General features: G+C 29.2%; 12 protein-coding genes. 3 read left to right on the top strand and 9 right to left on the bottom strand.

Annotated elements, in window-relative coordinates:
- Positions 1–30: 30 nt before the first annotated feature.
- The 9 genes from J2Z42_RS11005 to J2Z42_RS10965 form a co-directional block, all read right to left on the bottom strand.
- Positions 31–2,403 carry a glycogen/starch/alpha-glucan phosphorylase gene (locus tag J2Z42_RS11005; RefSeq protein WP_209702841.1) on the bottom strand — a complete coding sequence of 791 codons (2,373 nt, stop codon included), beginning with the start codon at positions 2,401–2,403 and terminating at the stop codon, positions 31–33.
- Positions 2,404–2,411: 8 nt separating this feature from the next.
- Positions 2,412–3,899 carry a 4-alpha-glucanotransferase gene (malQ, locus tag J2Z42_RS11000; RefSeq protein WP_342590024.1) on the bottom strand — a complete coding sequence of 496 codons (1,488 nt, stop codon included), beginning with the start codon at positions 3,897–3,899 and terminating at the stop codon, positions 2,412–2,414.
- Positions 3,900–3,918: 19 nt separating this feature from the next.
- On the bottom strand, positions 3,919–6,069 hold the full coding sequence (locus tag J2Z42_RS10995) for a TIM-barrel domain-containing protein (protein WP_209702819.1): 2,151 nt from the start codon (positions 6,067–6,069) through the stop codon (positions 3,919–3,921).
- A 13-nt stretch (positions 6,070–6,082) separates the two neighbouring features.
- Positions 6,083–6,910 carry a carbohydrate ABC transporter permease gene (locus tag J2Z42_RS10990; protein ID WP_209702818.1) on the bottom strand — a complete coding sequence of 276 codons (828 nt, stop codon included), beginning with the start codon at positions 6,908–6,910 and terminating at the stop codon, positions 6,083–6,085.
- The gene (locus J2Z42_RS10985; protein ID WP_209702817.1) at positions 6,910–7,773 is read right to left on the bottom strand and encodes a carbohydrate ABC transporter permease; all 864 of its coding nucleotides are present in this window, start codon (positions 7,771–7,773) and stop codon (positions 6,910–6,912) included. Before J2Z42_RS10985 ends, J2Z42_RS10990 begins: the two co-directional genes overlap by 1 nt.
- 89 nt (positions 7,774–7,862) lie before the next feature.
- Complete coding sequence (locus J2Z42_RS10980; RefSeq protein ID WP_342590023.1) at positions 7,863–9,200, bottom strand: ABC transporter substrate-binding protein; 1,338 nt, start codon at positions 9,198–9,200, stop codon at positions 7,863–7,865.
- Positions 9,201–9,247: 47 nt separating this feature from the next.
- Positions 9,248–10,267 (bottom strand): LacI family DNA-binding transcriptional regulator, encoded by a 1,020-nt coding sequence (locus tag J2Z42_RS10975; protein ID WP_209702816.1) that lies wholly within the window; start codon positions 10,265–10,267, stop codon positions 9,248–9,250.
- A 135-nt stretch (positions 10,268–10,402) separates the two neighbouring features.
- Positions 10,403–11,356: a PucR family transcriptional regulator gene (locus J2Z42_RS10970; RefSeq protein ID WP_209702815.1), complete on the bottom strand. Its 954-nt coding sequence runs from the start codon at positions 11,354–11,356 to the stop codon at positions 10,403–10,405.
- A gap of 21 nt (positions 11,357–11,377) precedes the next feature.
- Complete coding sequence (locus tag J2Z42_RS10965; RefSeq protein WP_209702814.1) at positions 11,378–12,487, bottom strand: ABC transporter ATP-binding protein; 1,110 nt, start codon at positions 12,485–12,487, stop codon at positions 11,378–11,380.
- Between the two features lie 204 nt (positions 12,488–12,691).
- On the opposite strand from J2Z42_RS10965, the gene J2Z42_RS10960 reads away from it, so the two are divergent.
- From J2Z42_RS10960 to J2Z42_RS10955, 3 genes are all read left to right on the top strand, one after another.
- A complete protein-coding gene (locus J2Z42_RS10960) occupies positions 12,692–12,844 on the top strand; it encodes a hypothetical protein (RefSeq protein WP_209702813.1) in 153 nt (50 codons plus the stop codon).
- 39 nt (positions 12,845–12,883) lie between these two features.
- Positions 12,884–13,018 carry a hypothetical protein gene (locus tag J2Z42_RS14705; protein WP_281063549.1) on the top strand — a complete coding sequence of 45 codons (135 nt, stop codon included), beginning with the start codon at positions 12,884–12,886 and terminating at the stop codon, positions 13,016–13,018.
- Positions 13,019–13,189: 171 nt separating this feature from the next.
- The gene (locus J2Z42_RS10955) at positions 13,190–14,095 is read left to right on the top strand and encodes an AEC family transporter (protein WP_209702839.1); all 906 of its coding nucleotides are present in this window, start codon (positions 13,190–13,192) and stop codon (positions 14,093–14,095) included.
- Positions 14,096–14,115: the final 20 nt, after the last annotated feature.

Here is a 14,115-nt window from a genome sequence, read left to right as displayed (position 1 = left end):
TTATATATTTACCTAGGAGGTTATTCTTTTTTACCATTTATGTGGATGTATATGCCAGATTTCATCTGCATATTCTTTTATGCTTCTGTCACTGCTGAATTTACCTGAATTCGCAATATTAATCCAGCATTTTCTTGCCCAAGACATTCTGTCTTTATATGCTTTATTTACCCTACACTGAGTATTTCTATAATCTTCAAAATCTTTAAGCACAAAATAATTGTCTGCTTTATCTGTTTTTGTACTTTCAAGTAAAGAATTATAGAGATCTTCAAATATTCCAGTATCATCATCATCAAAAGTTCCATCTATTAATGTATTTACTACTCTTTTAAGCCCCGGCACAGTGTTATAATATTCTTTAGAATCATAACTTTTCTTTATTTTCTCAAGCTCTTCAAAACGGGCACCAAATATAAAATTATTTTCCATACCTGCTTCCTGTGCTATTTCTACATTAGCCCCATCATAGGTACCAATAGTTGGGCTTCCATTTAACATAAGTTTCATATTTCCAGTACCTGATGCTTCCTTGCCTGCTGTTGAAATTTGTTCAGAAATATCTGCAGCTGGAAATAATTTTTCTCCATAGGATACACCATAATTTTGAATAAACACCACTTTAATTTTTCCATTAATTGAAGAATCGTTATTTATAAGTTTAGCTATTTCATTAATATATTTTATTATAGCTTTAGCTCTAACATATCCCGGTGCTGCTTTTGCTCCAAAAATAAAGGTTCTTGGTACAATATTTATTTCAGGATTTTCTTTTATTCTATAGTATAAGTCTAAAATAGCAAATGCATTTAAAAGCTGCCTCTTATATTCATGTAATCTCTTAGCTTGAATATCAAATATAGAATCCGGATTTATGTCGATATTCTCATGAATTTTGATGTACTGTGATAACTGAACTTTTTTGATTCTTTTTATGTTTAAAAATCTATTTAATACCTGCTCATCATCTGCATATTTTTCAAGATTTTTTAATAATGGAAGGTTTGTAATCCAGCTATCACTCTTCAACAGTTCCGTTATAAATGATGATAACTCCCTATTACAAAGTACAATCCACCTTCTAGGTGCGATTCCATTAGTTATGTTTAAAAATCTTTTACTATATAATTCATTCCAATCCTTAAGTTCTCTATTTTTAAGAATACTTGTGTGTATCTCTGCCACACCATTTGTATTATGAGAACCGTAGATTGCAAGATATGCCATTTTTATCTTTCCATTATATATTATTCTCATGGAATTTATTTTATCGTATCCATATTGTGCTGATTGAAGTTTCTTAATTAATCTACTATCTATTTTTTTAATTATACTGTACACTTCTGGCAATAAATTTTTATATAATTTAGTGTCCCATTCTTCAAGAGCTTCTCTCATTATAGTATGATTTGTATATGAAAATGTATTTACAGTTACATTCCATGCATCTTCAAAATCTATACCCTCTTCATTTGTAAGTATTCTTATAAATTCCGGTATAGCTGAAACCGGATGAGTATCATTCAGTTGAATTGCATTATATTTTGAGAACAATTTAAAATCACTACCATGATATTTTTTGAATTTCTTAATTATATCTTTTAAAGCTGCACAGGTAAAAAAATACTGTTGTCTAAGCCTTAGTATTTTCCCAGTATCCGTAGAATCATTTGGATACAATACTCTTGATATATTATCTGCATTATTTTTTTCTTCAACTGATTTTTTATATTTTTGATTATTAAATGCATTAAAATCAAATTCATTTATAGGCTCTGCCTTAAAAAGTCTTAGTTTATTGATGTTCTTTGTACCATAACCAATGATTGGAGTATCATAAGGCACTGCTTTTACACTGTAATCTGAAAAATCTACAGTTACAATATCCTCATCACATCTTATAGACCAGGGATCTCCATATTTAAGCCAATTATCTGCACTTTCAACTTGAAATCCATCTTTAAAACTCTGTTTGAAAAGTCCATAACTATACCTGATTCCATATCCTGTAACAGGTAAATTTTTTGTAGCTGCTGAATCCATAGAACAAGCTGCTAATCTTCCGAGACCTCCATTTCCAATTCCTGCATCTTCTTCTATTTCCTCAACATCGTTTATATCTATATTCATATCATCCAAAGCTTTTTTTATGTCTTCATAAATTCCTAGATTCATTAAATTATTTCCAAGTGCTCTACCCATTAAAAATTCAGCAGAAAAATAATGAGATTGTTTATTTTTGGAATAAACTTCACAGGTTTTATTCCAATTATCAATTATGCGTATCATAACAGCTTTAGAAATTGCATTATACTTTTGATAAGTTTTTGCAATATCTAAATTTACTGCATAATCTATCTTAAGAAACCTCTGTACATCCTGTTTAAATTCATTTACATCTATCACATTAGTTACCTCCCATACAATTTTGTAATTCTATTAATTTTTCTCGTCAGTTTAAGGTTAATATCTTCTTTTTTAAGCCTCCACTGCCAGTTTCCACCTATTGTCGAAGGTATATTCATTCTGGCTTCACTACCAAGCCCCAGATAATCTTGAATTTGTATAACAGATAGTTTAGCAACAGAACTCAGTGCCGCCCTTATAAATCCCCAATTATATCCCTCCCTTTTATTTAGTTTTAAATATTTTTTAGAAAATTGTACATCTTTTTTGCTAGCATTTTCAAACCACCCCATAATAGGATCATTATCATGAGTACCTATATATACTACACAATTCTTATCATAATTATGAGGAAGATAATTGCTCTCTTCTCTAGTATCAAAAGCAAATTCCAGTACCTTCATACCAGGGTATCCTGTAGCAATCCTAAAATTTATCACATCTTTAGTCAGGTATCCAAGATCTTCCGCTATTATATTTACTTTTCCTAGTTCCTTTTTAACTGCATTAAATAATTTCATTCCAGGTCCTTTTACCCATTTACCATCTATAGCTGTATCATTACCATAAGGAATTTCCCAGAAAGATTCAAAACCCCTAAAATGATCTATTCTAGTTACATCATATAAAGTAGCATTCTTTCTAATTCTTTCTATCCACCATCTATACCCGGTACTCTCCAGGTAATCCCAGTTATATATAGGATTACCCCATAGTTGTCCCGTTTTTGAAAAAGCATCCGGCGGACAGCCTGAAACTAAAATAGGATCTTTGTTTTTATCCAATAAAAATACATCACTATTTGCCCAGGTATCCACACTATCTGTAGCTGCATAAATAGGAATATCGCCTATAATTTTTATTCCATTTCTATTAGCATAATTTTTCACAGCAGCCCACTGCTTAAAAAATTCATATTGCAGAAATATCCAATATTCTATTTCATGCTTAAGTTCTATTTTATAATGAGAAATAGCAGACTTTTTTCTAAGCTTAATATCACTTTTCCACATTTGCCATGGCTTTAAATTAAATTTTGCTTTTAAAGCCATATAAAGTGCATAGTCTTCCAACCATAATTTATTTTCTTCTCTAAATTTATTTATAAAAATATCATATTTTTCTATAGAATTTTCATAGGCAATTCTCAAAACTCTCATCTTATTTTTAAATATCTTATTATAATCTACTTTTTCAGCATTACTGCCAAAATCTATATTTTCATATACTGATTTATCCAGAATTCCATCTGAATTTAAAATATCTAAATCTATAAAATAAGGATTTCCAGCAAAAGACGAAAAAGATTGATAAGGAGAATCGCCTTCCCCTGTTGGTCCCAAGGGTAGAATTTGCCAATATTTTTGCCCGGCCTTTATTAAAAAATCTATAAAATTATATGCTTCTTTTCCAAAAGTTCCAATTCCATAGGTTCCTGGTAAAGACGTAATATGCATTAATATCCCACTGCTTCTTTTAATCATAGCTAAAATTCTCCTTGTGCAATTAATTTTAAATATATATTGTTTTCTTACTCAAAGTTCCTTCTTGATCTACTATTTCAAAATTCAGTTTATTCAAAAAACTGTTTTTACTGTTCTTAACATCTATATTATAGTCATTTTTTGTTTTTTCAATTTTAATTGTTATCTTGGAATAATTTCCTTTTTTATAATCAAAACTTATTCCATCATCATCATAATAAATATACTCAGCTTTATTTTCTACAAAAGCTATTACATTTAACTCTCTGTTATCCAAACTATCTACATTGCTCGCAGTATTTCCTATAACAAGTATATTATCTTTTCTTATAAAAATAGGTATCTCATCAAGTTCAACATCTAAATACATATGTCCTTTTTTAACTACATTAAATTTTCTGTTTTTAAAATCTGACACCTTCCATAAAAGCATATCTTCAGGACAATATACATATCTTCCTGCAGAATTTTCCTCATATACTGGAGCTATCATAATAGATCCACCCACTAAAAGTTGATTTTCTATCCTTCTAGATGTTTTATCATCATATTCAAAACAAATAGGTATAAAGTACATATCATTATTTATAACCGCCTTCATATATTCTGAATATATATATGGTATTAACGCATATCTAAATTTTATTACATTTCTCAATACATCCGTAGTTTTATCATCAAATGAAAATGGTTCCTGATTCCTTGTCCCCATAGAAGAATGATTTCTAAAAAGTGGTGTAAATATACTAAATTGTGTCCATCTTATAACAAGCTGCGAATTAGCATCTGTGCTAAATCCACCTGTATCTGCTCCAATATATAGAAATCCACACATATTTAAAGAGGCCATCATTTTTATGTTTAAAAGTATATGCTCCCACCAGGAATGGTTATCTCCAGTCCATATTCCGCCATATTTATGCATTCCAATGTATGAAGCTCTTGAGAAAAGTAAAAATCTTTTATTATTATATACTTCCTTAAGTCCCTCAGATGCACTCTTTAGCATATTATATCCATACATATTATGCACTTTATAATGATTTACCTTATTTCCATCCACATTATGATATATAGATTTATAATCTTCATCAGCACTTGATATATTTGAAAATTTACTTCTTAAATTGAAGAAAGAATATACATCTAAATTTTTTCCTTCACATTCTTTTACTTCATTTAAAGCTTCTTTTAATCCTCTTTTGGTATAAAATAAGGCTGGTTCATTCATGTCATTCCAGAAACCTTCAATACCAATATTCGCAAGTATCTTATACTTAAGTCCGAACCATCTTCTTGCTTCCTTGTTTAAAAAATCCGGGAAATGACATAACCCTGGCCACACTGCTGCAGTAAAATTTTTGCCTTCAGTATCAGTGCAAAAATATCCTTTTTCAACTCCTTCCTCATAAACATTGTAGCCTTTTTCTATTTTCACTCCTGCATCAATTATTGGTACAAGCCTAAAGCCTTTATTTTTCATTCTCTTTATAAAGCTCTCAAAATACGGAAAATTATCACTGTCAATCGTAAAATCTTTAAACTTATCCATATAATCAATATCTAAATAAATTGCATCACAAGGAATATCATTTTTTATAAAACTATCTGCAATATTTAAAACTGTATTCTCATTTTTATAGCTCCACCTTGATTGTTGATATCCAAAAGCCCATTTTGGTGGAACATAACTCTCACCTATCAAACTTAAAAACTTTCTTACAATAGATCTAGCATTTTTACCATTTATTATATAAATATCAAAGTTTTCTTCGCCTAATGATATTTTTAACTCATTGTTATTTGAAAATCCTACATCAAATACAACTTTTCCCGGGAAATCAACAAATACCCCAAATTTTTCGTTACCATCTAAAACTATAAAATTGTGAGCACCATATAACGATTTCTTATTTGGAGTATGATTGGGTTCATCTTTGCAAAAAGATTCATATATTCCTCCTCTTTTATTTATTCCTCTTTGATTTTCACCAAGTCCAAATACAATTTGAGAAATGTCCATATTATATGTTAAATTAAATTTTTCTTCTTTATTTATTTTAAAAAATTCTATATTTTCTCTTGTAATTTCAGTACCCTTTAAAAATACAGTTTCTGTATCAAACGGCTTTCCAAAAGTATACTTAGTTATGTTTTCATCTAGCACGAAAGCTTTCATATTTAACACCACCTTATTTTATAGATCCCTGAGTTATGCCCTTAACAATATGCTTTTGAGCTAAAAAGTAAAATACAATCATTGGAATTATAGATATAACAAGTCCTGCCAAAGCCAAATTCCATTTTTTAGCATACTGTCCGAAGAAATAAAACATTTTAAGTGGTATGGTTTGCCATTGAGGTTTGTTTATTACAAGCTGCGGCAGCAAAAAGTCATTCCATATCCACATTGAATTTAGAATACTTACTGTAACTGTTATTGGCTTTAAAAGTGGAAATACAATAAGCCAAAATACCTGAAATTTATTGCATCCATCTATAGTCGCAGCTTCTTCTAATTCCACAGGTATACCTTTAATAAAGCCATGATAGAGGATTATAGATAAGCTTGAACCAAATCCAATATACATAAATATAAGCCCTCCAGGATTTAATAAGTGCAGCTTACCCATTATATGTACAAGTGGAAGCATTACAGCTTGAAATGGTACAAGCATTGCAAGTGCAAATAAAAAAAATATAAATTTGCTCATCTTTGTCTTATGTCTCACAAGAACCCAGGCCGCCATAGATGTGAAAATTATTATAAGAACTGTACTTATAACTGTTATAATAAGTGAATTTAAAAAGGATTTAAAAAAATCTAAATCTATAAATGCCTGTACATAATTTTCTAGAGTAAATACTGCTTTTGTTGGTAGTCCAATAGTATCTAGATATAATCCTTTTTGAGTTTTAAAAGAATCCGTAACCGCTATATAAATAGGAAGTAAAAATATAATAGCTATGATACTAGAAAATACATACCAAAATATTTTACTAAAAGTCTTCTTCTTCATTACATCTCTACCTCCCTTTTCTTACTAAAGCTAAGTTGAGTTAAAGTTATAACTGCAACTGTAATTAAGAATACTACTGCTTTTGCCTGGGCTATACTAAATTTATTATATACAAAAGCTGAATTGTATATATTAAGTGCCAGCATTTCAGTAGATGCATAAGGTCCTCCAGCTGTAAGAGATAAGTTTTGATCATATAATTTAAAAGAATTTGAAAGCGTTAAGAAAAAACCTACTGTAAAAGCTGGAGCTACCATTGGAATAATTACTTTTGTAAGCTTCTGAAAACTATTTGCTCCATCTATTTCAGCTGCCTCTATTAAATTTTCAGGAATGCCTTCAATAGCTGCTATATAAACTACCATCATATAACCTGACATCTGCCAGGACATAAGTATAACCAGTCCCCAAAATCCTGTACTTGTAGTTGACAACCATCCTTTAAAAAAGTTACATCCCAAAGCCGTACCTATAGAATCAAAAGCCTTAGTAAAAATAAATTGCCATATGAATCCTAGTATAAGACCGCCTATCATATTAGGCATAAAAAATATGCTCCTTAAAAGAGAGCTTGTTTTCATACCTCTTGTAACTAAAAGTGCAAGTCCAAATCCTATTAAATTTATTAAAACAACAGATACTATAGAAAACTTAGCTGTAAATATAAACGCTGTTACAAAATCACTATTACCCTTAAAAATTGCTACATAATTTGATATTCCTACAAATTTTGCACTATTATCTATACCATTCCAGTCAGTAAAAGAATAATATATTCCAAGAACTGCTGGTATAATAACAACTACGAAAAATGCAAATAATACAGGTACCATGAAAAAATACATTACCTTAGATTTTTTCATATTGTTCTTACCCCTCTCCCCAATATTTTACTGTATTTAAGATGAAATTAATTATAATTTAAGGAGAGAATAGTCTCTCCTTAACATCCTTATTTTCTCATTTGCTGCCATTGTGCTTGAGAATTACTTATAACTTGATCAAAGCTTTCCTGTCCGGATAAATACTTTTGAATTTCTTTTCCTAAAACATCCTGACCCCAACCACTAGGATATCCCATGAATACCCATGGTGTTGTCTTTCCTTCTTTAACATATTTCTGTACATCTTGTCCAAGAGTATCCTTTGGCTGCATATTACTATATGATTTTAATGGTCCTATAAAAGAGAATTTATTTGCTATAATGTCCTTACCTTTATCTGAAGTATATAGCCAATTTAAGAATTTCTTAGCTGCATCCTGCTGATCCTTTGAAGATTTACCATTAACTGCCCAGTACATAGGAACACCTACTGGAATTACATCTTCTTTTGCGCCTTTAATTGGTATTGGTATTATCCCAAGATTGCTAGCAACTTTTTCATCAACTTTTTTAACATCATTTATTATCCAGTTTCCCTGTTGAATCATAGCAACACGCTGAATAGCGATTCCTTGTCCAACTTGAGTTGCATAATCAACTGCATTTAATTTTCCCTTTGAAGCAGCATTTGGTGAATAGTTAGCTTCAAGATCTATTATGTTTTTAAGTCCATCTTTATATTTAAAATCAACTTTTTTAGCTTTGTATGCATTTGTAGCACTTCCAAATTCAGGTGATAGAGCTGCATTTGAAGCATGAAGTCCTGTTACCCAAGTTTCTTTGGCTGGCATTTCAAATACTGCTTCTAATTTAGGATATTTAGATTTTAATGCTCCTGATTTTATCTTAGAATCCAGTGTCTTAACTGCACTTTCAAGACTTGCATAATCTTTAATAGCGTTTACATCTATTCCAGCTGTTTTAAAGATTTCTTTATTATATACAAATCCATATCCTTCAATTGACATTGGCATTCCATATACCTTATTATCTTCTGTAACTCCCCCAAGTACACCATCTACACAATCTTTTACCCATGATTCTCCTGATAAATCTGTAACTCTTGCCTGCCAATCCTTAACATCCTGTGGTCCACCTATATTAAATATTGTTGGTTCTTCACCAGATTGAACTTTTGCCTTGAGGGCAGCGCCATAATCATTTCCACCACCTACAGTTTGTATGTTTATCTTTACATTTTTGTTTTCATTTTCATATTCCTTAGCAGCAGCTTCAAGTTCCTTTGCATTTTCAACTTTAAATTGAAACATATCAATACTTACCTGTTTACCACTACTTTTAGAATTTAAACTACTTGATTCTGATCCTCCACAGCCAGCTAATGTTAGAGATGACATAATCATCACAGAAGACATGGCCATTACTGCAAGTTTTTTAATTTTCACAACAATTTCCCCCTCATGATTTTTTTATAAAAAACAGAGCTAATAAATTATATTAATCTTTTACAAGAATCTCTTTTTATTAACTCTGTATTTATCACTATATGCTTATTTCCACTTTTCTCTTTAATAATATTAAATAAAATATCTACGCTTTTTTCTCCCATATCTTCAACTGGTTGTCTAATTGTAGTTATAGATGGGTGAAAATATTTTGCATATTCTATATCATCAAAGCCTATTATAGAAATATCTTCTGGAATTCTAAGTCCCCTTTTTAATATTGCCTTAGATGCTCCGATTGCCATAATATCACTTGATGCAAATATAGCAGTAATATTTAAATTCTTATCTAAAAGCTTATTTGCTGCATTAAAACCAGCCTCAAAAGTATACTCGCCTTTTTCTGAAAAGTCCTTATTATATTCAATGTTGTTTTGAAGAAGAGCTCTTTTATATCCCTCAAGTCTAAGCATGCCTACACTAGTATTTTTTTCACCGCTGGTTATGACTCCAATATTTTTATGTCCTAAACTACATATGTAATTTACTGCATCAAATGCTGCTCTTTCATTTTCTATAGTTACACTTGAAAAAAAGTTATTGTCCAAATTTTTTATACTATCTATAGATGTAAAAACTATTGGAGTATTTAAATCTTTAAGCTGGTTTTTACTCAAGTTATTAAAATAACCTCCTAAACATATAAGTCCTTTTAATCTTTTCTCCTTTATAAATTCAACGGCAGTTTCAAAATCATTTGGATTTGTATCATTGTAATGAAGTATCATTGAATATTCCTTTTCAGCTATTTTTTCTTCTATAATTTTTGTCATTGCAGAAAAAAATGGATTGTGAATTCCCTTAATTAAGACTCCTATATTATTTGATGTATTTCTTTTTAAATTTCTAGCACTGTTATTTGGTATATAATTTACTTTACCCATTACATCTAAAATTTTCTGTCTTGTTTCTTCCTTTACATCAGGATGATTGTTTAAAACCCTGGATACAGTACTAACTCCAACCCCTGCCATTCTAGATATATCTTTTATTGTTAAATTTCCCATTTGAAACCTCTATTCTTAGCTTAAACTTTTGACTTTAATTATTAATTGACAGCTTATATTTGGTAACGTTACTGGTAACGTTACCAAAATGTATAGTTATATTATACCACATTTTTCAAATTTTGAAATATCTTTTTAAAAATATTTACTATTTTTCTCCTTCCAAAGATAAAATATTACTATAAATATTACTGATTCATGAAAGTTTCTTATATCAAATCCAGTATCTTTCTTAAGCTTATTAAGCCTATATATCAAAGTATTTCTATGAATATACAGTTTTTTTGCTGTATTGCTTATATTAAGTTCACATCTAAAAAACTCCTGTATAGTAAATATCATATCCTTATCAAATCCGGATAGCTTGTCTTCAAATTTACACATCAATTCATCTTTTACATCACTTTTTAAGTTATGGATTATTCTTGCAAGCAAGGTATTCTTATAATAATATATTTCACCTTTTATACAAAATTTTTTACCAAGAGCCATACTTTCTAAAGCTTCAAAATATGATTTTCTTATATTTTTATAATCACTTATAGGATTTGATATACTAATATAGCACTTGCAATATAAATCACATATTATAGATTCTCTAATGCCCTTTACGTGTTCCTCTAACTCATCAAAAGAACCTATTATTACAATATCATCTTTGTATATAACACTCATCATTTCAAAATCTTCATATAATTTATTTATTACATCTAGAGCTTCAATTTTATTTCCATCCACATTAATAATAAAAAGATTGCACTTTTGTGATATAAATGTTAATGAATTTTTAATAATATTACTATCAACTTTCTCTCCATCTAATATATTAATTATCATCTTTTGATTGCTACTTACCATGTTCTTATATTTATCTGTAATAATATATTCTAAAAGTTTTGAATTATTCTCATATTGTTTAGGTATATAAAGTCTTACCTTCTTATTATTTAATGATAAATTCAAGGATATAACTTCACAATTTTTCATGTTAAATCCTTTAAATATTTCGCAGCCATTACTTTCAACTAGATTAAATTTACTTCCCGTAGTTTTAGATAATTGTTTTAAAAAATTAGTGAAACTATCCATTTTCATTTCTCCCAAAATACATTATAAAATTGCCAGTTTACTTTCTTTATCAAATGCGTAAATTTTAGTTGAATCAAGTGCTACATCTATACTATCCCCCATTTTAACATTAGATGTTCCATTTACTCTTGCTGTTACTTTAATGTTATTTTTAGATAAATATATATAAGTTTCTGCACCCATAAGTTCAGTTAAATCAACATTTAATTTTACTACGGAATTTTTAAACTTATTAATACTTTCTTCCGTATTACTTATATTTTCAGGTCTTATTCCAAGTATTACTTCTTTTCCAATATATCCTTTTTCTTTTAAAATTTTAGATATATTCTCTTCTAAAAGTATTTCATTTTCTTCAAATACAGCTTTAATCTTTCCATCTACATCTTCAAGTTCTACATTAATAAAATTCATTTGAGGACTTCCTATAAATCCAGCTACAAATACGTTTACAGGATTATTATATATATTTTGAGGTGTATCAACCTGCTGAATAATTCCATCTTTTATAACTACAATTCTAGTACCAAGTGTCATAGCTTCTGTTTGGTCATGTGTAACATATATAAATGTTGTTTGTAATCTTTTATGCAATTTTGATATTTCTGTTCTCATTTGCACTCTCAATTTAGCATCCAGATTTGATAATGGCTCATCCATCAAAAATACCCTTGGATTTCTAACTATTGACCTTCCCATAGCAACTCTTTGCCTCTGCCCTCCTGATAATGCTTTTGGTTTTCTATCTAACAATTTAGTTAAATCAAGAATTTCAGCTGCCTCTTTTACTTTTTTATCTATTTCATCTTTAGGTACTTTTCTAAGTTTAAGTGCAAAAGCCATATTATTATAAACAGTCATATGCGGATACAATGCATAGTTTTGGAAAACCATAGCTATATCCCTATTTTTAGGCGATACATCATTCATAAGCTTGTCCCCTATGTAGAGTTCACCTTTTGTTATTTCTTCAAGCCCAGCAATCATTCTAAGCACAGTAGATTTACCGCATCCCGATGGCCCTACAAATACTATAAATTCTTTATCCTTTATTTCAAGATTAAAATCTTTAACTGCCTCCACGTTACCAGAATACACTTTCCCTATATGTTTTAAAGATACGTTTGCCATTTACAATTCCCCCTATAAAAGTATTTATATGATTATTTTAACATTACAGTTTTTAATTTTCCATTTACAAAAATCCTAAATTTTATATATTTTATTTGTAAAAAAACACAATTAGAAGAAATATATTTATGAATAAATGTTATAAGTAAGGTTAATATATTTATGAAAAATAAAATGTTAAAGCTAGAAGGGGGTCTTAAATTTATGGCTAAAGCAGGTATGAGGAGACCAAATCCCGGTGATCCACACGGTACGGAAAGTAATAAAAAGATGAAAATTAAAAAAAATACAGTAAATCCCGTACCAGAAATTCAGGGGAAAGCTAAAACTGGAAATAAAAGAGCTGCTCCAATGTAACACCATACATCTATCAAATTATTCAAGGGAGATGATAAAATGGCAAAAGACAGTCAGATAGATAAAAAAGAAGTACGAAAAAGAAAAAGTAAAAATAATACAACTATTAGTGAAGAAGCTAAAAATCATAACCCTAATTCAAAAAAACATTCTGTAAAAAATAATGATGTTTAAAAAATAAAGCCTCTAATTTTAGGGGCTTTATTTTTTAATTTGCAAACTTACCTTATTTCGTTCTTGATATATAACAGTCATGTATTTATAATAATAATCAAGTTGCTTTTTATGGACAATATAAAATTCTTATTAATTGCTTAAAATAAATTAGATAGGACGTGTGTTAAAATAGAAAATGTAAATAATCAATTTATTTTATTTATACTAATTATAGCATTAGGATATATTTTTAAAGAACTCAATATCATTAAGGAAGAAGATGCTGACGGGGTTTCCAGAATTATATTCAATATAACACTTCCCGCATTAATAATAGTTACATTTAATAATATGAAGCTCGATATTTCGCTTATATTCATAGCTATGACAAGCCTTCTTTTTGGAATATTAATGTGTATAGTAAGTATCATCGCTTTTAAAAAAGAAAACAGAAAAATGAGAGGTACTTTATCCATGCTGGTTCCTGGCTTCAACGTTGGCTTGTTTGCTTATCCAGTTGTTGAAGCTATATGGGGCAGAGAGGGTTTAAAATATTTTGGTATGTTTGATATGGGAAATTCCATAACCATATTTGTAATTTGCTATTTACTGGCAAGCCATTTTTCTTCAAATGGTGAATACATAAATTCCAAAAATATATTAAAAAAATTGGTTACTTCCATTCCACTTATGTCTTACATAATAACTTTAATATTGAATTTATTCGGACTTCACTACCCTGTTTTTTTTATAAATATCTCAGGAATACTATCTAAAGCAAATGGACCTCTGTCCCTTTTACTTCTTGGAATATGCCTGAACTTTAATATTGATAGAATTTATAGGAAAAATATATTGAAAATTTTATTTATAAGATATTCTATCGGATTGACTATAGGGATTATACTTTTTATTTTTATGCCATTTAATTCATTATTTCGCCATACTCTGCTTATCGGACTTACATTGCCTATTGGTATGGCTGTCATCCCCTATGCGGTAGAATTTAATTATGACAAAAAAATGGTAGGTACATTATGTAATATAACTATAATATTAAGTTTTATATTAATTTGGGGTATTGTAGCCCTGTAATCAAAATTTTTAATTATAAA

Origin of the sequence: Clostridium algifaecis (assembly GCF_017874415.1) — a bacterium.
Classification (GTDB): domain Bacteria; phylum Bacillota; class Clostridia; order Clostridiales; family Clostridiaceae; genus Clostridium_B; species Clostridium_B algifaecis.
Note: the sequence above shows the minus strand (reverse complement) of the source record. Positions and strands in the feature narration are given on the sequence as shown.

What these genes read in the sequence shown, in the direction of transcription:
- J2Z42_RS10995 (WP_209702819.1), bottom strand. Translation starts at nt 6,069, where the DNA reads ATGAAAGCTTTCGTGCTAGATGAAAACATAACTAAGTATACTTTTGGA.
- J2Z42_RS10990 (WP_209702818.1), bottom strand. Translation starts at nt 6,910, where the DNA reads ATGAAGAAGAAGACTTTTAGTAAAATATTTTGGTATGTATTTTCTAGT.
- J2Z42_RS10985 (WP_209702817.1), bottom strand. Translation starts at nt 7,773, where the DNA reads ATGAAAAAATCTAAGGTAATGTATTTTTTCATGGTACCTGTATTATTT.
- J2Z42_RS10975 (WP_209702816.1), bottom strand. Translation starts at nt 10,267, where the DNA reads ATGGGAAATTTAACAATAAAAGATATATCTAGAATGGCAGGGGTTGGA.
- J2Z42_RS10970 (WP_209702815.1), bottom strand. Translation starts at nt 11,356, where the DNA reads ATGGATAGTTTCACTAATTTTTTAAAACAATTATCTAAAACTACGGGA.
- J2Z42_RS10965 (WP_209702814.1), bottom strand. Translation starts at nt 12,487, where the DNA reads ATGGCAAACGTATCTTTAAAACATATAGGGAAAGTGTATTCTGGTAAC.
- J2Z42_RS10960 (WP_209702813.1), top strand. Translation starts at nt 12,692, where the DNA reads ATGGCTAAAGCAGGTATGAGGAGACCAAATCCCGGTGATCCACACGGT.
- J2Z42_RS14705 (WP_281063549.1), top strand. Translation starts at nt 12,884, where the DNA reads ATGGCAAAAGACAGTCAGATAGATAAAAAAGAAGTACGAAAAAGAAAA.